Source organism: Candidatus Omnitrophota bacterium, from assembly GCA_041653595.1.
Classification (GTDB): Bacteria; Omnitrophota; Gorgyraeia; order Pluralincolimonadales; family Pluralincolimonadaceae; genus Pluralincolimonas.
This window is the reverse complement of sequence record JBAZFB010000003.1, coordinates 104,080-128,375: the sequence shown is the minus strand read 5'-3', so window position 1 is coordinate 128,375 and position 24,296 is coordinate 104,080. Positions and strand designations below refer to the sequence as shown.

Sequence of the window (24,296 nt, the reverse complement as noted above, 5' to 3'; positions counted from 1 at the left end):
TTTCGCGCTCATCTTTCGCGTTAGAATATTCGCCGGTATGGAGCTCGATAAATCCGCAGCCTGTCGCCTGCGCCGCTTTTATCTGCTTCTGCGCGGGATCGATGAACAGGCTCACCGCTATCCCTCTGCCTCTGAGCTTATCGACCGCCGAAGCGATGCGCTTTCCGTATTTTATGCAATCGAGCCCGCCTTCGGTGGTGACCTCCAGCCGCCTTTCAGGGACGAGCGTCGCCTGGTCCGGCATCAGGTCCAACGCGGCTTTTACGATCCCGCTCGCGATAGACATCTCCATGTTGAGCCGTGTCCTCACCGTCTTCCTCAATATATAAAGGTCGCGGTCCTGCATATGCCGCCTGTCTTCCCTTAAATGCGCGACGATGGAATCGCAACCGGCGGCCTCGCATACGCGGGCGGCCAGGACAGGATCGGGCTCGATGCCTCCCCTTGCCTGCCTTAAAGTAGCGACGTGGTCTATGTTGACGCCTAATTTAGCCATATTTTTGGATTATTATTTTTGCGGGACGACTGCGGGGGCTTCGATATACGGGGCCTTCTCGGCCTTATAGCCCGGGTTGCTCTTCAACTCCTGGCGGGCGTAAGACCAGACTATGATCGCCAAAATAAAAGCGACCAGCTTAAGCCAGAAATTTTTCGAGAACCAATCGCTCATGTCTTCTTCCTGAAAAAATGGTCCATGGACAATTTCACGTGCGACTTCTTTTCTTTCTTTGGCCTGTAGAGCAGGGAACGCAGATGGTTTATGAGACGGTCCCTGTCCAGGTCGCGCGTGAGCTTTCCTGCGTTCGCGATAGATATTATCCCTGTCTCTTCGGAGACGAGCACGCATACCGAATCCGTCTCCTCGGTCAACCCTATTGCGGCCCTGTGCCTTGTGCCGAGCAGCTTGCTTATATCCGGGTTCTGCGACAGCGGGAAGAGGCAGCCGGCCGCGACCACCCTGTCGCCGTGGACGATGACCCCGCCGTCATGGAGCGGCGTATTGGGCATGAATATAGTATTCAATAATTCGCTGGTGATGGTACTGTCCAACTGGACGCCGCTCTCCGTATACGGCTCGAGGTTAACCTCCCTCTGTATCGCTATTATCGCGCCTATCTTTTTCCTGGCGAGTATCGATACCGATTTCGCGATCTCTTCTATGGTCCTCTCTTCGGTTATTATATTCCCGAATACCTTCTCCCTGCCTATCCTGGCGAGGCCGCTCCTCATTTCAGGCTGGAAGACGATCAGGAAGGCGATGACCGAAAGCGCGAAGAGTTTGGTGAATATCCAGTTTATGACGTCGAAACGGAGCTGCTGGGTAAGAAAGAATATGACCGCTATTACTATTATCCCGCGCAATACCTGGACGGCCCGCGTGCCCTTTATGAATTCAAGCAGCTTATAGATCATATACCAGATCGTCCCGATCTCTATAAGCGGTTTCCAGACTTTTATGATGAGCTCGGTGGGCGTCTTCGCCTGCGATAGATCGAAAATTTCTTCAAACATTTAAGATAGCTTCCGTTATTTGCGCGACCTGCCGCATCTCTTTCACGTCATGGACCCTTACGATATCCGCGCCGGCATTTATGGCCAAAGCCACCGCCGCCGCGGTACCGAATGCCCTGCCCCGCTCCGGCGGGACCTTGCCGCCTGTCCCGGCGCCGGATACCTTCCCGATGAAAGCCTTACGCGACGGCCCGACCATGACCGGGTAACCGAGTGACCTCAATTCGCCCAGTTTATTCAATATTTTCAGGTTATGCTCAAGCGTCTTGCCGAAGCCTATGCCCGGGTCGACGACGATCCTGTCGCCTGATACGCCCGCCTCCGCTGCTACTGCGGCGCTTTTGCGCAGGCTGTCCGCTATCTCCGACATCAGGTCTTTATAACGCGGGTCCTTCTGCATCGTCCGCGGAGAGCCCTTCATGTGCATCAGGACTAACGCGGCCTTATACCTGCCGGCAAGTTTTGCTATTCGCCGGTCTCTTCTTAATCCGGTGACGTCATTTATCATCGCCGCGCCGGCGTCCAGCGCCGCTTCCGCGACTTCAGATTTTGAGGTATCGACCGAAACAGGTGTTCGAAGCCGCTTTACCAGGGCCTTGACCACCGGGATGATCCGCCTGCATTCTTCCCTTGCCGGGACCGGCTTGGCGCCGGGCCGCGTCGATTCCCCTCCGATATCTATTATGTCGGCGCCGTCCGATTCCATCTTAAGTCCGCGGCCGACCGCGTATTCCCTGTCAAAAAACATCCCGCCGTCAGAGAACGAATCGGGCGTTACATTCAATACGCCCATTATATGCGCGCGCTTTCCCAGGTTCAACTTATATCTGCCGGCGCGCAGCACAATATCTTTCCTGCAATAACCCGCCTCAAGCGCCCGTATCTTTTGCGCCAGCGCGGAAAGCCCGAAAGGCTGCTTTTCAAGTTTCTCGCAGACCTCGCTTATCTGCGCTATAGTGCCGATCAGTATACCTTCGGAATCCTTGTTCCTTCTTATGAAGGCGTCCCACGAGACGGCGCAGTCGCCTCCGGCCGAGAGCATCTCCTGTTTGAGGATATTCAGCGCCACGGAATCGATCCCGCCGATCTTTATTATCCTCGTGACCGCTTTGGGCGCCATTATCGCGACGCCGCCCTTATGGACATTGAGCGCGGCAAGTTCCTCCGCCGCTTCCTCCAAGGCTTTTATCTCGATGACGCGGAGGTCCATATTAAAGCCCCAGGAGTTCTTTTACTTCCTTGACGTCGAGGACCTCTTTATCCAACAGCTTCATAGCCAGCGAGGTCAACTTGTCCTTGTTATCAATGAGCGTCTGTCTAGCGCGGATGTAGCATTCATCAACGATACGCTTCACTTCCTCGTCTATGATCAATGCGGTCTGGTCGCTGTAATTTTTTTCCTCATAGATGTCCCTTCCCAGGAATATCTGGTCCGGCCTATACCCGAGAGTAAGATTTCCAAGCTTGTCGCTCATCCCGAATTCAGTCACCATGCGCCTCGCTATTTTGGTCGCAACTTTGATATCGCTTCTGGCGCCCGTAGTCACATCGTTGAACAAAATTTCTTCGGACGCGCGGCCGCCTAATGACACGGTTATCTCGGCTAAGAGCTCATTCTTGGATTTATAATATCTGTCTTCGGTCGGGGCGGTTAGCGTATACCCGCCTGCCATGCCCCTCGGAAGTATGGTTACCTTATGCAGCGGCTCGGCCTTCGCGATCAAGAGCGAAAGCAGGGCATGCCCGGATTCGTGGTAGGCGGTTATCTCCTTCTCGTGCGCCGACATTACGCGGCTCTTTCTCGCCGGCCCGGCAATGACCCTCTCTATCGATTCACCCAACTCCTCCATCGTAACGGCATCTTTATTCCTGCGTGAAGCGAGTAATGCCGCCTCATTTACGAGATTGGCCAGGTCTGCGCCTGAAAATCCGACGGTCCTCTGGGCCACAAGTTTCAGGTCTACTTCGGGCGCCAGTTTCACGTTCTTCGCGTGGACTTTCAGTATCGCCTCTCTTCCTATGATGTCGGGCTCTGTAACGTAAATTACCCTGTCGAACCTACCCGGACGCAGGAGAGCGCTGTCAAGGACATCCGGCCTGTTGGTCGCGGCGATGACTATGACGCCTTCCTGGGTGCCGAAACCGTCCATCTCGACGAGAAGGGCGTTCAGCGTCTGTTCGCGCTCGTCGTTGCCGCCGCCGACGCCGGCGAACCGCTGTCTTCCGACCGCGTCGATCTCATCGACGAAAATTATGCAGCCCTTGCCGCCTAACTTCGCGGCGCGTTTCGCCTCCTCAAAGAGGTCGCGCACCCTCGATGCGCCGACTCCGACGAACATCTCGACAAAATCCGATCCGCTTATGGAGAAGAACGGGACATCAGCCTCGCCTGCGACCGCCTTGGCGAGGAGCGTCTTCCCTGTTCCCGGCGGGCCGATAAGCAAGACGCCCTTCGGTATCTTTCCGCCGAGGCGAGTGAATTTGCGCGGGTCCTTCAAAAATTCTATTACCTCCTGGAGCTCTTCCTTCGCCTCATCTACGCCCGCGACATCCTGGAACGTGATCTTCACCGCCCCGCCGGCGAACTGGCGCGCGCGGCTCTTTCCAAAGGACCATATCCTGCCGCCGGCCGCCTGAGCGTTCCTGGAAAGGTATAGCCAGAACCCTATGAGCAGCAGGACAGGCACGAAGGTCCAGAAGAAATTCGCCAAGAACGCGTTGTTTACGCTTACCTTAAAATCGGTATTCTGCGTCAAGAGAGTATTGAGTTCGGGATAGAAATCCGGGACGAAGACTTTATAGGGTTTTTCGCCGACAAGTTTCCCGGTGATGGAATAGTCTTTCTTTACGGCGGTCGCGACTCTTTTGGCGACGAGTAATTTGGTGAAGTCGGAGAGGCTTATCTCCTCGGACTGCTGCTGCAGGTTCATCGGCTCGCGGAAGACATACATCAAAATCACAACGAACAGCAAAGCCATAACCAGCCGTTGTATTATAAAAAAGGTTTGATTGTTCTTTTTTTTCTTCTTATTTCCGTTTGCCATCGGGGATCTTCCTTTAGAGGTTTTGATTATAACAGAAAGCCGCCGTAAAAGGCAAGAGAATTAGGCTGTCTTGTATGAGATCTTGAGGACGCGTTCCGTGACGTTACCGATCTTCACCGCGTCGGAAAGCCGCATGCCGCAGACCCAGATTATATCCCTGCCGGAGACGAGCAAAGGCACCCTCTCCCTTTTGCCGCGGGGGACTTTCAAATCCATGAAGAAATCCTGCAATTTCTTCTCCTTCGCCATCCCGAGCGGCCTGAACCTGTCGCCCTTCTCCCAGGTCCTTACATAGAGGGGCCCTTTTATCTTCGCAAAATCGACATATTCGGCGGACTTCGATCCGCCCAGCTTCACATTTGACCCCGCGAACTTCGTAACGAAGGTCAATTTCAGCCCGGGGATAAACGTCGATCCGGGCACGGATATCCGTTTCAACACCTTGGGAAAAACAGCCCCGGCTTCCGTCTTGCCGAATATCAGGGCATCTTTTGTCCTCACGACCCTCATCTTTCCGGGAAGATCCATAGCGCCTTTTCCCGTTTTTATGAGGTCCTCTATATCCTCGATATGGGAATAATCTATGCCGCGAAGGTCCCCTTTTGATATCTCTATGGCCTTCCGCAGGATGCCGCGGCGTATGCCTGTTTGTTTGCCTTTTAATCTCCGCAGGTCCACTGCCGCGGAACCGCCCTTGGCCTTGAGGCATCCCTTGCACGATTTGTCTACGGCGCCAGAAAGGGCCTCGTAGTCATAGCTGAAATTCTGCGCGCTCCTGGCAAGGACCTCTTTGATGTTCGGGTTATATTTCTTGAGGACGGCGATCAGTTCATGCCTGATCCTGTTCCGCAGGAACTTACGCATAAAATTAGTGGCATCCAGGCGCGGTTTTACGCCCTTCCCCTTCAGATATTCCTCGACCTCTTTTCTCCAGGCCTCTATAAGCGGCCGCACTATTAATACGCCGTCGAGGGGCCGCTTCGGCGGTATGCCGCGCAGGCCTCCCAAACCGGAACCGCGGATAAGCCTCATCAGGACGGTCTCGGCCTGGTCGTCCATGGTATGGCCGAGAGCGATCTTTTTCGCGCCGGCGTCCTTTGCGGCTTTGAGCAAAAATCCGTACCTCTTCTCGCGCGCCGCCTCCTCAAGCGAAAGCCCGCTCTCTTCGGCGTACGCGGGGACATCGATCCGCTCAAAAATAAGGGGGATGCCAAGCCTCCTGGAAAGCGACGATACGTATTCGCGGTCCTTCTTCGTCTCCCCGGCCGCGCGGAACATGTGGTCGAGATGCGCTATGCGGAGCCTAAGGCCGTACTCGCGTTTCAAACCGTTGAGCGCGAGCAGGAGCGCGGTAGAGTCCGGGCCACCGGAGACGGCGACTATCACCCTGTCGCCCTTCTCTATCAACCCGTACTTTTTAATTGTCTTTTTTATCGTATCGATGAGCATGTGATCATTCATAGAGTATATCGTCAAAATAAAAAGTTACGGCCCCTTTATTTAGCTTGCTGTCCGCCGTCCAGCAAAAACCCCCCGAGACATTGGAAAGGTCCCTGCCTGAAAGGTCTATAGTATACTGCTTCCATTCAGAGGAGAGTTTAGTGCCTTTCAGTTCTTTGATGAACGAATCGGGAACTTGTCCTTTTATGCCTCCGGCTATTATATTTATGACCTCTTTACCCGTTTCTCCCCTCGCCCAAAGAGTAAGTTTTTTGTGGCCGGTGAGATCGAGCCCGCTCTTGGTACCCCAATTGTTCGCCGGATATTGCCAATAAACGCCGGCCCAACCGTTCTTGGCGTCCTTGGAAATATCATATGTCCATTTCATGCAATATTTGCCCTTCTTCGGCTTTTCGGCGCACTTGGGCTCGACTTTTATCGCGCCCACATCGCCCATCCATCCGCTAGGGATAAAAATACCTTTCCCTTCATCATATACCGCGACCTTCTGGACGGTCTTGACCGAGCCGGAGCCGGGACGCTTCAATATCTGGGCATGGCCCAAGACGCCTAAGAAAGAAAACGCCAAAACAAACACGACCAGCTTTTTCATCGATTTCCCTCCTCATAACAAGAAACAACCCTTAATTATAACGGGTTGTTCTCGAATGGCGGCATATCCATATGCCTTTTCCTCTGTTTTCCGCGAAATAGGATGGTGGCGGCGATCCGGATCGAACGGATGACATAGCGGGTATGAGCCGCTCGCTCTAACCATCTGAGCTACGCCGCCAAATTTTTTGGTTTAGGTTTCCTATGTTATCACAAAAACGTCAAAAATCAACAGTTTCCTGCGCCGCCACGGCGGCATTCGCGGGCAAGAGGTCGCAGAAATAATAGCGGTTATCCCTGAGCACGATCTCGCCTTTTACAAACGGTATCTCATGGCGGAATACCGGGCCCGCGTATACGAACGAATGGAATTCGCCGTTCTCTCCGCACGGGTCGACGCCGGCAGGCAGGTCGGCCAGGAACGACTCGTCAAACTCCCTTCCTATAAACTCTTTGGCAAGCAGCGTCGAATCGACGCATACGATGACCGACTTAAATCCCAAATCTATGAACTTGCGGGCCAATTGGCCGCTGTCGCGCTTCCATAGCGGATAGATGCCTTTCATTCCGATGCGCGCGAGATTGTCATCTTTGTATTTTTTCACATCCTCCAGCCAGATATCTCCCGCGCCGGCCAAAAGCACCCCCTCGGCAAAATACCTTCGCATGATCTCGCCTATTTTCGACTCGTTCTCTTCGATAGCGGCGCCTTTTGTCATCCACGCCTTTTCAAGTTTTATGCCGAGAGATACCGCCTGCGCCTCCAGCAGCGCAGTCCTTACCCCGTGCATGCTTACCCTGTCGTAATCCTTCGTGATGGTCGTAAGCAGTGCCGTAATCTCGTATTTTCCGCTTTCTTTTAATTCGTAAAGGGCAAGGGCGCTATCCTTGCCGCCGCTCCAGGAAAAGATCACTTTCTCTTTCATCAGCGTTTCCTTAAAGTTTCGTTCATGCTTCCCGTCCGGTAACCCAATATGTCCACGGTGACATATTTAAAACCCAGTTTTTGAAGACGCTTCGCCGCCCCGGAAGCCGCTTCCCCTTTGAAGAACTTCCGTATCTCGCGCGGAGCCACTTCGATCCTCGCGATATCACCATGGCAACGGACGCGCACCTGACTGAAACTGTAATTATTCCGCAAGATATCCTCTGCTTTTTCTATCATCTCCAGCTTCCGCCTGGTTATCGTATCGTAATAAGGTATGCGCGACGCGAGGCAGGCATAAGAAGGCTTATTCCAGGTCTGCAACCCAAGCTTTTTTGACAGCCTGCGTATCGCGTCCTTGGTCAGGCGCGCCTCTTTTAACGGGCTTGATACGCCGCTCTCTTTCGCGGCGCGGCTGCCCGGCCTGAAATCTTTCCTGTCGTCATAATTGGAGGCGTCGGCGATATGCCTGAACCCTTCGCGCCGGGCGATCTTGCCGATCTCCTTGAAGAGCTCTTTTTTGCAGTAATAACATCTCTGCGGAGGATTATCCCTGAATTTGGGATCGTCGAATTCAGCGGTCCTGATCACCACCTGCCTGACGCCTATTATTTTCGCGAGCCTCTTGGCATCCCTGAGTTCCGAAGACGGGTAGGTCTCGGATGTCGCGGTGATAGCTAGGACGTTATTTCTGCCTAGAGTATCTTTAGCTACTTTGAGCAGGAACGTCGAATCCACCCCGCCGGAAAAAGCGATCACCACCTTGCCCAGCCTCATTAAGATCTTTTTTAATCTATCCATCCGCCGCCTAATATCTTTTCGCCTTCATAAAATACGAATGCCTGGCCCGGGGTTATCGCGTACTGCGGCTCATCGAATACGGCTTTCACTTTATTGCCGGAGACCGGTATGACCTCGCAGGCAGCCTTAGGGTGGTTATACCTTATCTTCGCCTCAGCGCGGATGCCGGAATCCAGCCCTTCTACAGCCATCCATGAGATTGCGCTCGCCGTCAATTCCCTGCCCTTCGCCTCTCCGGCGTCGCCCAATACGATCTCATTCTTTGCTGCGTCGATCTTTACGACATATACCGGCTTACCGGCCGCGACGCCCAGGCCTTCCCTTTGCCCTATCGTATAGAACGCAATGCCCTTATGCTCGCCCAAAACCTTTCCTCCGGTATCGACTATCCTGCCGGGCTTCACTCCCTTTATCTTGTCCTTTATAAAATCGCGATAATCGCCTTTTATCACAAAACAGATATCCTGGCTCTCGGGCTTATCATGGACCTTCAGGCCGTTCGACCTGGCAATCTCCCTGACCTCTTTCTTCGATAACCCGCCGAGCGGAAAGAGCGCATGTTCAAGCTGCTCCTGGGACAGATCGAAGAGAAAATACGACTGGTCCTTAGTCTTGTCCGCGGCCTCGTTTATGTAATACCGGCCGTTGCTCTCGCCGCGGCCGAGCCTCGCGTAATGGCCGGTCGCGACATGTTCCGCGCCGAGGACCTTCGCCCTCTCCAATAGTTTTCCGAACTTCATCCTGCTGTTGCAGACGACGCAGGGATTAGGCGTCCGCCCTTTCTCATACTCGGAGCAGAAATACTTAATGACGAAATCGCTGAAATCCTTCTCGAGGTTCATTACGTAATGCGGGATATCGAGGAGCGAGGCGACCTTCCTGGCGTCCTCTATCGCCTCTAGCGAGCAACAGCTCTTCCCGCCGTGCTTTCCGCAGAGGTCCTTAGACCAAAGCTGCATAGTGATACCGATGACCTCGTAACCCTCTTTTTTCAATAAAAAAGCGGCGACCGATGAATCGACGCCGCCGCTCATAGCGACAACGGCTTTTTTCACTTATTCTTCCGTTCCCTCTTATACGCTACCAGTAATGCCGCCGCCAGGATCGCTACTATGATACCGATGCCGGCCAGGTTGAGTTTACGCGACTTCGCCCGGAGGGTAAATTCCTTGAGGAGAAAATCGTCGTTCTTGAATTCCCATTTCGCCGAATTCAAAGTCATCTTACCGGCATTGGCCTCGATCATACGCCCGGGCATGACGACCGATATATCGAACGAATAGCCCATGAATATCGGCCAGCCGTACACACCGAAAGCGTCGTCGTAATTCGCCTCATTCATCGCGGTCCCGTAATCCGAAAGCTGTTTGTCTATGCTCGCGTGCACCGCCATCAATTTTTCCAAGATGGCTTCCTTGCCAGACGCCTTATCCGCGGATATTATGTAACCGGCGAAGATCGCGGAGAACCCCTCGGCGGTGAATTTCTTCTCGAACTCATCCATCTTCGCCTTGAACTGCACATTCTTCTCATCGAACGCCTGCCGGCCGGCGCTGGTAAATTCCGCGGTCATATAATCAAAATACGGGCGATATACGGCTTCCAGCAGCTCCCTGGCTTTCTCCTTTTTTATCGCCTTCGGGAAAGCCCGCGCCACTTCCGTGGCGGCCGTCTCTATGGAGTGCTCATACCAGCTATCGCATAATTTCCTGATCCTGGCGCTGTCGGTGCAGTCCTTATACGTCTCCCCGTATTCGTAAGTCGTAAATAATATGCCCCTGTTGATCTTGAGGGAGAATTTATTGGCCGAAACATCTCCGGGCTTCGCGCCTTTCCTGTAATAGTCGGGCGCCAGTTTGTTGAGGTCGATAAATACCTGCTTTGCCTCGTAGATATGCTGGGGCGGGGAATCTTTTACATACTGGTTGAGCCTCCATTCGCCGCCCGGAGGCAGGAGATAATTCTTGAGCACTTCCTCTTTCTCGGACGCGCCGTCAGCGGAATAGGTGGTTATGCGGAAACCCGAACCGTCGTCGTTTATCTTCGTCGTAGCGGCCATATTTATGAAACAACCGCTGGCGCAAAGGGCGACGAGCGGCAAGAGCGCTAAAAAGAGGGGCTTCTTCATCTATTTTTCCTTAAAGAACTTGTCTATCGCCGCGGCGGCTTTCTTGCCCGCGCCCATAGCAGCGATGACCGTGCCTTCCCCGGTAGTGATATCTCCGCCGGCGAATATGCCTTTTATCGAGGTCATGCAGTTTTCGTCTATCTTAAGCTCGCCGGATTTTTCGTCGACCGCGAGCTCTTTTGTCGTATGCGCTATCAGGGGGTTCGGCCCCTGCCCGACCGCGATTATCACTGTATCGACCGGCATCTCGTATTCGGAACCCTTTATCGGGACCGGACGCCTCCTGCCGCTCGCGTCCGGTTCGCCAAGCTCCATCTTCAGGCAGGTCATGCTCTTTACCTCGCCCTTTTCATTCCCCTCTATTTTGATAGGAGCCGTAAGGAACCGGAATTCTATACGTTCTTCTTTCGCGTGCTCGAGTTCCGCGCGCCTTGCCGGGGCCTCGGCCTCGCTCCTCCTGTAGATGATCATCGCGTCCTTGGCGCCCAGGCGCTTGGCCACTCGCACGCAGTCCATGGCTGTGTTACCCGCGCCGACTACAGCCACACGTTCGCCGATCTTCACCGGCGTCTTATATTTCGGGAATTCATACGCGTGCATGAGGTTGACCCGCGTCAGGAACTCGTTGGCGGAATAGACGCCGTTTAAGTTCTCACCAGGGATGCCCAGGAAATACGGCAGCCCGGCGCCTGTCCCGAGGAATATCGCCTTGTATCCGTCCTTGAAAAGGTCGGCTATCGAGAATGTCCTGCCTATAAGGATGTTATATTTTATCTCCACGCCGAGAGACTTTATATATTCGGTCTCGCGGTCGAGGATCGCCTTGGGAAGCCTGAACTCGGGAATGCCGTATCTTAAGACGCCGCCGCTCGCGCTCAACGATTCGAAGAGCGTTACCTTATAACCGTACCTGGCGAGGTCTGCGGCAGCTGTCAACCCGGCCGGCCCGGCGCCGACCACGGCGACTTTGATATCCTTTTTCTCTTTTATGACAGGCGGTTCTTTCGATCCCGGGTGCTCCGCTTCCCGGTCGGCAACGAACCTCTCCAGAGCGCCGACCGCCACCGGCTGCCCTTTTGCCACCAAGGTGCAAAGCGATTCGCATTGCGTCTCCTGCGGGCAGACGCGGCCGCATATGGCCGGGAGATTATTCTTCTCTTTTATCTTTTGTATGGCGCCTTTATAGTCTTTCTTGGCGACGAGTTTTATGAATTCGGGTATGTCTATCTCGACCGGGCATCCGTTGCAGCAAGGCTTCTTCTTGCACGCTATGCAGCGCTGCGCCTCGAGAACCGCCTGCTCTTCGGTGAAACCCAATGATACTTCCTTGAAATCCTTGTTCCTCTCCTCCGGATTGCGGGCCGGTATCTCTTGCCTGGGTGTCTTATTGGTAGCCATTATACCTCGAGCGCTCTCCTTTCTTCGTCCAGGAACCTCTTGTTCCTCGCCATGAGTTCGTCAAAATCCACTTTGTAACCATCGAATTCCGGCCCGTCGACGCACGAGAACTTCGTCTTGCCCTCTATGGTGCAGCGGCAGCTCCCGCACATCCCTGTCGCGTCCAAAAGTATCGCGTTCAGGCTCACTATCGCGGGGATATTATGCGGCTTCGCCGTCGTGGTGACCGCTTTCATCATCGGTATCGGGCCGCAACATATGATGCGGTCGACTTTCTGTTCCGAGATGACCTTTTTAAGGGCGTCGGTCACGAAACCCTTGATGCCGTAGCTTCCGTCGTCTGTGGTGATAAGCACCTCGTCGGCGATCGGCTTGAATTCATCCTCGAGAATTATAAGGCTCTTGTTGCGGGCGCCGATTATGGTGATGACCTTATTGCCTTTTTCTTTCAGGGCCTTTGCCGCGGTATATAATTCCGCAGCGCCGACGCCGCCGCCGATTATCACGACCGTGCCGAATTTCTCTATCTCAGTGGGGTTGCCGAGCGGCCCGAGTATGTCCCTTATCTGGTCCCCGGCTTTTAACGCGCAGAGGTCTTTTGTCGACCTGCCGAGCTGTTGTATTATGAGAGTCAGGACGCCGCGCGCCCTGTCAGCGTCGCATATCGTAAGCGGTATCCTCTCACCGAACTCATCGAGCCGGACTATCACGAACTGCCCGGGCTTCGCTTCGCGCACGACCATCGGCGCCTCGACCTTCAATAAAGTTATCGTATCTGCCAGTTGTTTCTTCTCGACTATCTTGTGCATGCTATCACTCCGGTTGTCGGGACTCTTATTTTCATTTACCTCTCCTCTTGTTGGTTTTTATCTTTTTCAGTTCCGATTCGTTCATCGTAAAGCTGTGCTCTTCGCTGGGGAACTTGCCGCCTTCCACTTCATCCTTGTATCTCTTGAACGCGTTCAGCAGTAACGGCCAGAGGTCGGCGTATTTTTTCACGAACTTCGGCGTAAAGCGGTCGAATAAACCTATCATATCGTTCGTGACGAGCGCCTGGCCGTCACAATACGCGCCGGCGCCTATCCCTATCGTCGGGATCCCAAGTTTTTCGGTGATCAATTTCGCGAGTTTATCCGGGACGCACTCGAGGATGATCGCGAAACAGCCGGCTTTCTCCAGTGAAAGCGCGGAATCGAGCAGCTTTTGCGCGCTCGCGGCATCCTTGCCCTGTACCTTGAACCCGCCGAGTTGCGTAGCGGTCTGAGGCGTAAGTCCTATGTGTCCCAGGACCGGAATTCCCGCTTTTACCAATGCTTTTACGACACCTGTCATCTCGGTGCCGCCTTCGATCTTTACAGCGCCGCACCCGCCCTCTTTTATGAACCTGCCTGCATTTCTTATGGTCTCTTTCTCGCCTATGTTATATGTCATAAAAGGCATGTCGCCTATCATAAGCCCGTATTTGGCGCCGCGTTTTACGGCTTTGGCGTGATGGATCATCTCATCCATAGTTATGGGGACGGTCGACTCATACCCCAGCACGGTCATCGCCAGCGAATCGCCTATAAGTATGATATCAACGCCCGCTTCATCGATTAGCCGCCCCGACGGGTAATCGTAGGCGGTAAGGAGCGTTATCTTCCTGCCTTCCTGTTTCTTCTTCTGGATATCCGGGATAGTTATCTTCTTCCGCTCCATTGCCGTCACCTTCTCTCTTTCATGAGCGATTTTACGATATTGACCGCCTCGATCGCGTCGCGCGCGTAGGCTGAGGCGCCTATTTCTTTGGCGAACGCCTCGGTCACTACCGCGCCGCCCACGATCGTCTTGAAATTAAGGCCCTTCTTCTTCAATTCCTTTATGACGCGCTCCATCTGTATCATCGTCGTCGTCATCAGGGAGCTCAAGCCGATTATATCGGCTTTGTTCTTTACCGCTTCTTTTATTATCGTATCGGCCGGCACGCCGCGGCCGAGATCGACTATCTTATAGCCGTGGTTTTCCAGGACCGATATGACGATATTCTTCCCGATATCATGTATATCGCCCTCGACGGTCGCGATCACGATAGTGCCCTTATCTTCCTCTTCGCCGGGCTTTATCTCTTTCTTGAGCCGCCCAAACGCCCGCTGGACTGCCTCCGCCGATAATATCACCTGCGGGAGGAAATATTCCCTCTTGCCGAATTTCTCGCCGACTACCTCCAGGGCGGGAATAAGTATCTTGCTGTTTATCTCAAGCGGAGCGATGCCTTGGGAAAGCGCCTCTTCGACATACGCGGTGATATTTTCCTTGTCGCCGTAGAGGACCGCTTCTTTGAGCCGCGTCTTCACGTCTTTATGCTCGCCCGGCTTTACTTCCAGCTTTTTCCTCGAAACCTCTTCGATAGGGCTGAGCGCGGCCTTAAGGAATTTCTTTATTCCGGCTTCGTCCGCAGCGCGCTTCTTCTTTTGTTTCGCGACCCAGAACATATTGTCGTCGCTCGGGTTTATTATCGCGAGGTCTAGGCCGGAAGCGAGCGCCAGCGAGAAGAAATCCGCGTTTATCTTCCTCCTGTTCGGCAGCCCGAACGACACATTGCTTACGCCTAACGAGGAGGAGAATCCTTTCTTCTTCAGTTCCTTGATCGCCTTGAGCGTCTCTTTCACCTGCTCAGGCTCAGCCGATATGGCCAGCGTGAGCGGGTCTACGATTATATCTTCTTTTCGTATGCCAAACGCCAGCGCCTTATTTATGACGCTTGTTGCGATCTTAACGCGGGCTTTTGAATCTTTCGGGATACCGCACTTATCCAGGGCCAGGACGAGTATCGCCGCCCCGTATTTCTTCGCGAGCGGCAGGATGGAATTTATCTTATCATTCTCGCCGTTGACCGAATTGATCAGCGGCTTTCCGGAGACTTCCTTCAGCGCCGCTTCGACGGCCGCGGGATTCGCGCTGTCTATCGACACCGGCGCCTCGCTGACCGCCTGGACAGCCTCTATGGCCGGGACGATCGTCTCCTGCTCGCGCGTCCCCGGCACACCGACATTAACATCCAGGATGTCCGCGCCTTTTTTGGTCTCCTCTATCGCCTCGCGCCTGATAGTGACGGACTTGCCGGCCTTTATCTCTTCCTGGAGGCCTTTCTTACCGGTCGGGTTGATACGCTCGCCTATGATCAGCGGGCGCGTCTTCGCGTTAAGCTCCACGACCTTTGTCCTAGAGGATAGCCTGAACGCGGGGGAATACTTCCTCTTTGCCGGACGCCTGTTTTTTAAGATCTTTTTCAGTTCATTTATATGTTCCGGAGTGGTACCGCAGCATCCGCCGATCAGGCTCGCGCCCAACCCGGCGAACTCCGCGGCGTATCTCGCGAAGGACTTCGGGCTCTCGGGAAAATATGTCCTGCCGGCGCGTAATTCCGGAAGTCCCGCGTTCGGAAGGCATGAGACGTATCTATCGGTATATGGGATGATCTCTTTGACTACTTTTATTAATTCCTTCGGGCCGGTAGAGCAGTTCGTCCCGATGATATCCGCGCCGAGCGACTGGAACAAGACCGCGAACGCCGACGGCGGAGTGCCGTATGTGCTGCGCTCGCCGCCTTCAAACGTCATCTGCGCCTGCACCGGGATCCGGCCGCCTGCCTGGCGGGCCGCGATGAATGCCGCCTTCAGCTCCTTTATATCGGCGAAGGTCTCCAGTATTATCAGGTCGCATCCGCCTTCCTTAAGGGCCCGTATCTGGTCTTCGAATAGCTTTACCGCCTCATCAAAAGAGAGGTCGCCCAGAGGCGTCAACTGCCTGTCAAGCGGCCCGACAGAGCCCGCGACATACGCCTTACCCGCGGCCGCGGACCTGGCGATGCGCGCCGCCTCATAATTTATCCTGTCGGCTTCTTTCTCAAGCCCGTATGCCGCGAGTTTTAATTTGCTGCCGCCGAACGAATTCGTTTCGATGATATCGGCGCCGGCTTTTATGTAATCAAGATGGATGGACTTTATAATATCGGGCTCCAGGAGATTTAATTCCTCGGGGCAGGCCCCGGCCTTCAGCGCCCCTGTCTCCTGCAGGACAGTGCCCAGCGCCCCGTCGTATATCAGTATCTCATTTTTTAAGCGGGCTGATATTTTTTTCATAGACCTTTCTTATGGGCCTTTGGCCTTTCTTTATAAGGCCGATGCATGCCGTGACAGATTTCTCCGGCACCATGATGCAGCTCTTTACCGCCTTTACGCCGATCTTGTCCGACATCAGGACTTTCAATATTTTAGGCTGGTCGAATATCGTCCAGTCCCCGTATCCCGGGCTGAACCGCGCCGTTACCGCGTAACCCTCGGCCTTGGCTTTCGCCTTTATCACATTGTCTATATGCCCGGCGAGCGCCTCGACGGCTTCTGAGCCGGCCGCGTCCAGGACCGTCGCGCGAGCGATCTCGCCTTTGGTCACGTATCCGTTCACCGCATCGGTGAGATCTTTACCGATCGTGCATACAAAGAGCGCCGCCTTACCGGCTCCCTTAAGCCGTTTCGCCAGGGCGTTGCTTTTTACGGCGAACTTCGCTTCCGGGAATTTTACCGCATCGCCCTCTATCGCGACATCAAATATCCCGTAGACAGCTTTCGGCTCCGCGAGCGAATGGCCTTCCTCGATCACGCAGGAGATGAACGCGAATATCTTCTTGTCCGCCTTTGTCTTATATTTAGCGAATTTGAGGCGTGAGAGGACGAGGTCCGCCGGTATCTTTATAGGGATATTCTTCAGAAAGACGATCATTATCTCCTAAAGGCCCGCGGCATCCAGGATGCGGGGAACGAGCTTGTTCCAGCCCAACGACATTAAATGGACGCCCTGCGCCAGGCCTTTCAACCCTGTTATGGTGCGCGCCGCGATCTCAAAGGCCTTATCCTGCTTATCGGCGGCGCCTTCGACTTCTTTTATCAGGCTGTCAGGTATGAATATCCCGGCGACGTTCTTGTTCATGAACCTCGCCATGTCAGGGGATTTAATAAGTATGATGCCCGCGATTATACAGGTATTATATTGCTTGACCTTATCGATGAATTTCGCGAATGTCTTAACGTCATAGACGCCCTGCGTCTGGAAGAACTCGGCGCCCGCCTTTAACTTCTTCTCGAATTTTATCAGTTCCGGTTCAACCGGGTCCGCGCCCGGGTTTACGACCGCGCCGACGCAGAATTTCGGGACGCCCTTAAGTTCCTTCCCGGAAAGGTCCTTCCCGCTCTCGAGCTTCCTTAAGGTCTCGATCAACTGGACCGAGTCGAGGTCGAAGACAGGCTTCGCTTCCGGATGGTCGCCGCGCGACGGGTGGTCGCCGGTCAGCACCAGGATATTCTCTATGCCCAGGACGGCCGCGGACAAAGCGTCGGACTGCAGCGCTATCCTGTTCCTGTCGCGGCAGGTCAGCTGGTATACGGGCTCCACGCCTTCTTCCTTCAGAAGCCGGCTCACGGCTAGCGAACCGAGCCTCATCACCGCGCTCTGCGAATCGGTCACGTTGACCGCGTCGACCCTGCCCTTAAGAAGGCGCGCCTCCTCGAGGATAGTTTTGACGTCGATCCCTTTGGGCGGGCCTATCTCGCTCGTTATTATGAACTTCTTATTTTTAATTTTTTCTTTTAAGGTCATCTATATCCTTTTCTTCGTCGCGTCCACCACGACCTTGCGAGGCCTTATCGATTTAGAGTGGTCCTTCGGAGGAAGGACTTTTTTCATGTTATCAAGGTTGCCCGTATCTTTGAGCCTGTTATATATCAGAAGCCAGCCGCAGTCTATATCGGGGCTGACCTCGCATTTACCGTCCTTGACCCCTCCGCACGGCCCGTTCTGGAGCCCTTTGGGGCATAACGCGTTGGGACAGTAACCGCCGGTAATAAAAAGCGTACAATCGCCGCACAACGCGCATACTTCGTTAAAACGCCCGGTCCTCTCTGACTGGCCCAAAAAGAGCGTGTCATTTCCCGGGACCACCGGCATACCTGTCCCGATAACAACCGTATGCGCGCCGTCTCCACAACTCATCAAAAGCAGGGTCTCTGAAGTCTCGAGTTCGTTTTTCCTGTCGCGCGCGCGTTTCTTGACTTCAAGAAGATTACACGGGGTATCCCAGACCTCGGCCGCTATGACCTTCTTTCCCTTCGATTCCAGGAATTCCTTCATCTTCTTTACTTCTTCCTCGCCGCCTGTCTTGCAGACCGTGGCGCACTGGGTGCATCCCACTATAAATACCTTGTTCGCTTTTTCCAGGTATTTAAGGATATCGTCTATGGGTTTCTGTTTCGTGATTATCATCTTTTCACCTGCTCCTTAAAGAGCGCTATGCAATTGCACATCGACATTATCACGGTGAGCGGCCCGACCCCTCCGGGGACAGGGGTTATGAACCCCGCGCGCTTCTTCGCCGTATCGAATTCCACATCGCCGACTATCCTGCCGCCGACTTTGGTTATGCCGACATCGACAACGATGGCGCCCTTCTTTATCCAGCCGCCTTTTACGAGATTCGGTTTTCCGACCGCGACGACCAGCACCTCGGCGCGCGATATATGTCCCTTAAGGTCCCCGCGCGCGGCCGTGCCGATGTGGCAGACAGTCACGGTAGCCAGTTTATCAAGCAAAGACATCGCTATGGGTTTGCCGACCAATTCGCCATGCCCCACAACAACAGCTTCCCTGCCGAAGAGGCTTATCCCCGTCGATCTTATTATCTCCATCACCGCCGACGCCGTGGGGTTGACCCTTTCGACGTTCTTGGACGGGTCTATATAGAATATCGTCTGTTTGAGGTTTATCGTCTTCGGCAGTGGCAGGCCGAGCATTACGGCGGTCGTCGCCTTATCCCTGTTCAATTTCTTGATCGCGCGGATAAGCTCGTCCTGCGAGACCGAAGCGCCTAAACAGACCTTCCTGTATTTTATGCCGAGTTCCCTGGCCAGTTTCTCCTGCGAATTTATGTAGATGGTCGCCGGCTTGTGCACGCCCACCTGTATGACCGAGAGCATGGGCGTCCTGCCGTATTTTTTCTTTATGGCAGCCACCTCGCGCTTCAACTGCGCTTTTAATTTAGAGGCGAGCTCTTTTCCGTTCAGTATCTTGGCCGTCATCTGACGATCCACCTCTTCTTTTTCTGCTTTATCAGGTTCCCCGACGCCTTGGCCGCCGCCCGCAAAAATAATTCCGCGGCGGTTATGTCTCCCTTCAGGTTCTTATTCCCTATCTTCTTTAGCCTCATGCATATCTTCACGCCTTGCCCGGAAAGTTTCGATATCTCCGCCGCGCAATCCGAGGCCTTTTGCATCGAGGACTTGCTCCTGGTCCTCGCGTATTCGTTATATCTCCTGGCGTCCTTTTCTATGCAGGCGCCCAATTTATTCCTCAACGCCTCGGCCTTCTTTGCCATAGACCTGGCTTCATTATCGTATCTTTTGTATTTCTTTTTGCCGATCGTAAAATTCGCGACTTTTATTATTAGCGCGGCCCCGAGGGCGCCGGCTAAAGCAGCTGCCGCGCCGCCGCCGGGCGAGGGCTTCCTCTCTCCCAGCTCTTTTACAAAAAGATCGATCCTGTTCTTCGCGCTTATCTTCATCGTTAGAATAACCCCGTTATATTACCGTCGTTATCCACGTCGACCCGCTCGGCGAGCGGGACTTTCGGCATCCCGGGCATCAGGTTCATCTCCCCGGTCAACGCGACCAGGAAACCCGCGCCTGCCGAGACCTTCACCTCTTTGACCTTGAGCCGCCATCCAGCCGGGGCGCCCTTCACCTTCGGATCGTCGGTAAACGACAGGTGCGTCCTGGCCATATTCACCGGAAGCTCATCGTAGTTATTTTCAGTAAGGAAATTTATATCATCTTCTGATGTCCCGACGTATACGACGCCCTCGGCGCCGTACACCTCGGTGGCGATCTTATCTATCTTCTCTTTTATCGAAAGCTCCGGATCATAAAGCGGCTTGAATTTCGAGGGATGCTCCTGCATAGTCGCGATGACTGCCTGCGCGAGTTTCTCGCCGCCCTCCCCGCCCTTGGCGACCACCTCCGCTATCTCGGCGAGGACCCCTTTGCTCCTGCAAAATTCCTTTACCCTGTTCAATTCGTTCTCCGAATCCCCCGGGAACCTGTTTATCGCCACGACCGGCCAGATCCCGAATTTCTTTACGTTCTCGATGTGCCGTTCGAGGTTCGGCAGGCCTTTATTAAGCGCTTCCTGGTCTTCCTTCTCGAGGTCAGCGTCAGCCGCGCCGCCGTGGGACTTCAACGCCCTTGCGCTCGCGACCACTACGGCGCAGTCGGGCCTGAATTTCCCCTGCCGCGTCACTACATCGCAAAATTTCTCGAAGCCCAGGTCGGTGCCGAAACCGGTTTCGACTACCGCGTAATCGGCAAGCTTTAACGCCATCTGCGTCGCGAGGATGCTGTTCGTGCCGTGGGCGATATTCCCGAACGGGCCCATGTGTATTAATGCCGGCTGGCCTTCGAGCGTCTGCGCCATATTGGGCTTTATCGCGTCCTTTAAAATGGCGGCCATCGCGCCGACGACCTTCATCTCGGACGCGGTGACGGGCCTGCCCTTATTCGTAAAACCGATTATTATCTTCCCGAGCCTCTCTTTCAGGTCCTTGTAGCCTGTAGTGAGCGCCAGGCACGCCATTATCTCCGAGGCGGCCGTGATATCGAAACTTTCGCGCCTCTTTACCGCGCCTTCGGCAATGCCGACCTGCACCTCGCGCAGGCTCCTGTCGCAAAGGTCAATCGTCCTGCGCCAGATTATCCTTTTCGGGTCGAGTTTTAACTCGTTCCCTTTCGCCAGGTGGTTATCTATGATGGCGGCCAAAAGGTTGTGCGCCGCAGTTATCGCGTGTATATCGCCCGTGAAATGGAGATTTATATCCTCCATCGGCAGGACCTGCGCGTATCCTCCGCCGCAGCCGCCGCCCTTAAGCCCTAATGCAGGGCCCAGCGACGGTTCGCGAAGGCATAGAATGACGCGTTTTTTCAGGCGTCCGAGCGCCTGGGTAAGGCCTATCGAAATGCATGTCTTGCCTTCGCCGTGCTTGGTCGGGGTCATTGCCGTGACCAGGATAAGTTTCCCGTCAGGGCGCTGTTTCAGCCTCTGCAGGACGGCAAGCGTGATCTTGGCCTTGAAATTTCCGTAAAGCTCGAGCTCGTCGGCGTTTAAGCCGGCTTTTGTCGCAACCCCAACGATCTGCTTGGGATGCGTGAGTCTCGCGATCTCTGATGTGGAATGCGGTTTTTTAGCGAACATAGTGAATCTTTATTATAGGCAAACAAACGATTTGCGTCAAGGCATATTACTTTATCAAGAACGCGGTTTGACCGGAGAATTTGGCCTTGACCCAGATGACGGCCGAGTCGCCTTCAATGGCGCAGCGGTAGTCGAGGCCTTCTTTGAGCGGCTTGCCGTTCATCGTGACCGAGACCGGGTTATTGCCCCAGTTCTTTATGATGAATACGGGGTTTACGACGACGGAAGAGACGATCTTAGGATACATAGTGAACTGGCAGGCGCGGTTAAGTTTATCCGTCTCAAATACGAGCGCGCGCTGGTAATAGTCGTTCCCGATGAATTTCGCGTTCTCGTCTATCATGCTGATGTCGCCGGGATAAAGCCAGGACGAGGCCCTGTCGCGGGCATCCTGGTCGTCCCAAGGCTTGCTCATACCCACAAGCATCGCCCACGTCGTCGGGCCCTTGACTTTGGGATGGCCGGCGATCGGCAATAGCGATATATGTCCCGGCTCGCGCAGGTACCTGCCGAATGTCTTATCGGGTTCTTCATACGGCATTTTGCTTATCGGCCAGTGCGAGAATACACCGAAATCGCCCTCGTATTCCTTCTGGCCCCGCATCTCAAACGCCCAATCCTCGCCGTAATGCCCCCACCAGTTCTTGAACGGCTCGGGGAAAGTCTTTTTATACGCCTCCCCGCCCTGCGCGAACACCTCGAATACGGCAGGCCTGTCCTTGAGGTTCAAGCGGCATATCGCCTCGGGCCAGTTCCTGGTCTCGTCGTCCCTCTTAGCCGGCGTCCCTTTCTTGGAGAGGTCCCACAGGTAATCTACCTTCTTCCCGTCGAGATTGAATATCGAGACAGCCTTTTTGTCTATGACCTCGGACGGTTTCACGCCGCCGCGCTTTATGACGGTCAACTCCGATATTTCGTTCCAATCGGTCTCGTATTTAGAAGTGGTGACCGGCGTATATGTGACTTTCCTAACCCCGGTCCCGTCGGGATAAAAACAGTACCACTCGTCCGCATAAGGCTTTTCGACCGGGTCCATGCTCCACCACTTGTATTCGGGGTCCGCCAACACATAACGCCAATGGACTATGACGCGCGCCTTGTTCGACTCTACTATATCCGCCTTGGTCCAGCGCAGCAGCCGGTCGCCCATAGGCTCATCGCAGCCCTCGGTCCCGCCGCCCCATATCTCGCAGAATTCATAATATGCCGCGCATTTGTCGTCGATATGCCACCAGGGTATATATTCCGCCTCGCTCCAGAAGACGAATTTGGCCTTATCGTAAAACGGGAATTCCCTGTCGAAGGTGACGACGACCGCGTCCCCGGAGGATCCCGAAAAAGTGTAATCGCGCCTCGTCGCCTTAAACCCCGTATCCTTGTCGGACCTGTCATCGGACGGCGTAAGCATTACCATCGGTTTCATAAAGACCGCTTTCGCGGTAAAATCGCCGTTGCTTTTCACATACGGATAGAAATAGAACGGTTTCCCGTCCCAATCGGGAAGCGTCGAGAACTCCAGCCATCCTTCCTTCTTCTCCCCGTCGATCTTCCTCTCGTATTTGTAATAAAAATGAAGGCACTTCGCCTTCTCGTCCTCGAGTATCCTGAACGCCTTCGCCTCGAAGCCGAACGACTCGTTATTCAGGACCGCCTCGAAACGCGGGTTCCACTGGGCGCCCTGCTGAGTGAAATCCTGCCCGTCTTTTATCGCGAAGACCCTCACCGTCTTGTTGCCGGCCTCGTCCTCCCGCCTCTCTATGCCGACGAAATTTGACGGGTCGGGTTTGCCGCCGTTGTCCTTGAACAACATCATCCCGCAGATGCCCTTCCCGGTCTTTATCTCGGTCCGCGCGTCAAAATTCCCGCCGAACTTGCTGGGATTATATACTCCGAACGCGCCGGCCTTATCGAGAGAGAGGATGATGCCCTCGTCATTTTCCGAGACGAGCCCACCGGCCGTAGCCGGGCCGAAATAATACGGCACCCAGCCCTTCTCTTCTTCGGAGGAACAAAGGCCTTGCGTAACAAGCAGGATAAAGGCGAAGAAGGCTATGGTCTTATTCCTATTCAGCATTTCTTCCCTTCCGCCTCGCGCAGGCGCAATTGCCCGCAGGCGGCGTCGATGTCGGCGCCCCTCTGCGCCCTTATGGTCGAGTTTATCCCGCCTTTCTCCAATATCTCCTGGAAATTTCCGACATCCTTATTAGACGGCGGGGCAAATTTAAAATCAGGGACCGCATTGAACGGGATAAGGTTCACTTTGCAGTTAAGCGCCTTCAGCAGCCTGACAAGATTTTGCGCGTCGGTAGGTGAAGAGTTGACATCCCTGATAAGGATATATTCGAAAGTGATTATCCTGCCCTTACCTTTTGTGTATTCGCGGCAGACTTCCATCAGTTCGGAGAGGGGATATTTTTTGTTAATCGGCATGAGCCTTGAGCGTTTTATGTCGTCGGCGGCGTGCAGCGAGACTGAAAGCTCGAACTGTTCTTTCTCCTGCATGAACCGTTTCATCCCGGGGATGTATCCGGCGGTCGAGACGGTTATCTTCCTCGCGCCGATACCCAGCCCCAGCGGGGAATTCATTATCCCGACGGCCTTGATGACGTTGTCATAATTGGCGAGCGGCTCTCCGGTGCCCATCATCACCACATTGGTTATGCGCTTGGTCCCCGCAGGGCCCTTGGACCCCACAGGGCCCTTGGCGGCACCAATATCATCCTGTATGGCGAGCGCTTGGTCGAGTATCTCGCCGCAGCGCAGGTCCCTCTTGAGCCCGAGCAGCCCGCTCGCGCAGAAATAACAACCGAAGCCGCATCCCGCCTGCAACGAGAGGCATATAGTCTGTCTGTCTTTGGCCGGGATATAGACGCCCTCAACCTCCTCGCCGTCATTTAATTTGAAGAGATATTTCCGCGTCCCGTCTGATTTAGAGACCTGTTTTTTTATTGTCTCCGAGCCGGTAACGAAGAATTTATTGGTGAGATAGTCGCGGAGTTTGGATGGCAGGTCGGTCATCAACCCGAATGACCTGGCCTCTTTTTTATATATCCACTCGAAGACCTGTTCCGCCCTGTAAGGCGGCTCATTAAGGCTTTTAATGCGTGCCGTAAGCTCGACGAGCGAGAGGTCCTTTATATCCTCTTTTTTTTCGGGCATATGCCTT

Annotated in this window: 23 protein-coding genes and 1 tRNA gene; all 24 read right to left on the bottom strand. The window is 54.2% G+C overall.

Going from position 1 to position 24,296, the window contains the following annotated elements; all coding sequences use genetic code 11:
- Positions 1-496, bottom strand: a 496-nt coding sequence (locus tag WC317_02535; protein MFA5339009.1) for a pyridoxine 5'-phosphate synthase, incomplete at its 3' end; no start/stop codon positions are given.
- Between the two features lie 12 nt (positions 497-508).
- Positions 509-670, bottom strand: a complete 162-nt coding sequence (locus WC317_02530; protein MFA5339008.1) for a hypothetical protein — start codon at positions 668-670, stop codon at positions 509-511.
- Positions 667-1,512 carry a diadenylate cyclase CdaA gene (cdaA, locus tag WC317_02525; protein ID MFA5339007.1) on the bottom strand — a complete coding sequence of 282 codons (846 nt, stop codon included), beginning with the start codon at positions 1,510-1,512 and terminating at the stop codon, positions 667-669. The genes WC317_02530 and cdaA overlap by 4 nt, the downstream gene beginning before the upstream one ends.
- The gene (gene folP, locus WC317_02520; GenBank protein ID MFA5339006.1) at positions 1,505-2,722 is read right to left on the bottom strand and encodes a dihydropteroate synthase; all 1,218 of its coding nucleotides are present in this window, start codon (positions 2,720-2,722) and stop codon (positions 1,505-1,507) included. The genes cdaA and folP overlap by 8 nt, the downstream gene beginning before the upstream one ends.
- A 1-nt stretch (position 2,723) precedes the next feature.
- A complete protein-coding gene (ftsH, locus tag WC317_02515) occupies positions 2,724-4,556 on the bottom strand; it encodes an ATP-dependent zinc metalloprotease FtsH (GenBank protein MFA5339005.1) in 1,833 nt (610 codons plus the stop codon).
- Between the two features lie 60 nt (positions 4,557-4,616).
- Complete coding sequence (gene tilS / locus WC317_02510; GenBank protein MFA5339004.1) at positions 4,617-6,017, bottom strand: tRNA lysidine(34) synthetase TilS; 1,401 nt, start codon at positions 6,015-6,017, stop codon at positions 4,617-4,619.
- A complete protein-coding gene (locus WC317_02505; GenBank protein MFA5339003.1) occupies positions 6,010-6,609 on the bottom strand; it encodes a hypothetical protein in 600 nt (199 codons plus the stop codon). The genes tilS and WC317_02505 overlap by 8 nt, the downstream gene beginning before the upstream one ends.
- Before the next feature lie 103 nt (positions 6,610-6,712).
- A tRNA-Met gene (locus WC317_02500) sits at positions 6,713-6,789 on the bottom strand.
- 40 nt (positions 6,790-6,829) lie between these two features.
- Positions 6,830-7,534, bottom strand: coding sequence for a diphthine--ammonia ligase (locus tag WC317_02495; GenBank protein ID MFA5339002.1), 705 nt, complete (start codon positions 7,532-7,534; stop codon positions 6,830-6,832).
- Positions 7,534-8,334, bottom strand: coding sequence for an ATP-dependent sacrificial sulfur transferase LarE (gene larE, locus WC317_02490; GenBank protein MFA5339001.1), 801 nt, complete (start codon positions 8,332-8,334; stop codon positions 7,534-7,536). Before larE ends, WC317_02495 begins: the two co-directional genes overlap by 1 nt.
- The gene (gene mnmA, locus WC317_02485; protein ID MFA5339000.1) at positions 8,322-9,389 is read right to left on the bottom strand and encodes a tRNA 2-thiouridine(34) synthase MnmA; all 1,068 of its coding nucleotides are present in this window, start codon (positions 9,387-9,389) and stop codon (positions 8,322-8,324) included. The genes larE and mnmA overlap by 13 nt, the downstream gene beginning before the upstream one ends.
- Complete coding sequence (locus WC317_02480) at positions 9,386-10,462, bottom strand: hypothetical protein (protein MFA5338999.1); 1,077 nt, start codon at positions 10,460-10,462, stop codon at positions 9,386-9,388. The genes mnmA and WC317_02480 overlap by 4 nt, the downstream gene beginning before the upstream one ends.
- Positions 10,463-11,860, bottom strand: coding sequence for an NADPH-dependent glutamate synthase (gltA, locus tag WC317_02475; GenBank protein MFA5338998.1), 1,398 nt, complete (start codon positions 11,858-11,860; stop codon positions 10,463-10,465).
- On the bottom strand, positions 11,860-12,669 hold the full coding sequence (locus WC317_02470) for a sulfide/dihydroorotate dehydrogenase-like FAD/NAD-binding protein (protein MFA5338997.1): 810 nt from the start codon (positions 12,667-12,669) through the stop codon (positions 11,860-11,862). Before WC317_02470 ends, gltA begins: the two co-directional genes overlap by 1 nt.
- A 31-nt stretch (positions 12,670-12,700) precedes the next feature.
- Positions 12,701-13,558, bottom strand: coding sequence for a 3-methyl-2-oxobutanoate hydroxymethyltransferase (panB, locus tag WC317_02465; GenBank protein ID MFA5338996.1), 858 nt, complete (start codon positions 13,556-13,558; stop codon positions 12,701-12,703).
- Between the two features lie 5 nt (positions 13,559-13,563).
- Entirely contained in the window at positions 13,564-15,981 is a 2,418-nt protein-coding gene (locus WC317_02460) for a homocysteine S-methyltransferase family protein (protein ID MFA5338995.1), read from the bottom strand.
- On the bottom strand, positions 15,950-16,618 hold the full coding sequence (locus tag WC317_02455) for a hypothetical protein (GenBank protein MFA5338994.1): 669 nt from the start codon (positions 16,616-16,618) through the stop codon (positions 15,950-15,952). Before WC317_02455 ends, WC317_02460 begins: the two co-directional genes overlap by 32 nt.
- Positions 16,619-16,624: 6 nt before the next feature.
- Complete coding sequence (locus WC317_02450) at positions 16,625-17,491, bottom strand: methylenetetrahydrofolate reductase (GenBank protein MFA5338993.1); 867 nt, start codon at positions 17,489-17,491, stop codon at positions 16,625-16,627.
- Positions 17,492-18,154 (bottom strand): methylenetetrahydrofolate reductase C-terminal domain-containing protein, encoded by a 663-nt coding sequence (locus tag WC317_02445; GenBank protein ID MFA5338992.1) that lies wholly within the window; start codon positions 18,152-18,154, stop codon positions 17,492-17,494.
- On the bottom strand, positions 18,151-18,966 hold the full coding sequence (locus tag WC317_02440) for a bifunctional 5,10-methylenetetrahydrofolate dehydrogenase/5,10-methenyltetrahydrofolate cyclohydrolase (GenBank protein MFA5338991.1): 816 nt from the start codon (positions 18,964-18,966) through the stop codon (positions 18,151-18,153). The genes WC317_02445 and WC317_02440 overlap by 4 nt, the downstream gene beginning before the upstream one ends.
- Complete coding sequence (locus WC317_02435; protein MFA5338990.1) at positions 18,963-19,448, bottom strand: cyclodeaminase/cyclohydrolase family protein; 486 nt, start codon at positions 19,446-19,448, stop codon at positions 18,963-18,965. The genes WC317_02440 and WC317_02435 overlap by 4 nt, the downstream gene beginning before the upstream one ends.
- Before the next feature lie 2 nt (positions 19,449-19,450).
- Complete coding sequence (locus WC317_02430) at positions 19,451-21,130, bottom strand: formate--tetrahydrofolate ligase (protein MFA5338989.1); 1,680 nt, start codon at positions 21,128-21,130, stop codon at positions 19,451-19,453.
- A 46-nt stretch (positions 21,131-21,176) separates the two neighbouring features.
- Positions 21,177-23,204: a hypothetical protein gene (locus tag WC317_02425; protein ID MFA5338988.1), complete on the bottom strand. Its 2,028-nt coding sequence runs from the start codon at positions 23,202-23,204 to the stop codon at positions 21,177-21,179.
- Positions 23,198-24,289, bottom strand: a complete 1,092-nt coding sequence (gene rlmN / locus WC317_02420) for a 23S rRNA (adenine(2503)-C(2))-methyltransferase RlmN (GenBank protein MFA5338987.1) — start codon at positions 24,287-24,289, stop codon at positions 23,198-23,200. Before rlmN ends, WC317_02425 begins: the two co-directional genes overlap by 7 nt.
- Between the last annotated feature and the right edge of the window lie 7 nt (positions 24,290-24,296).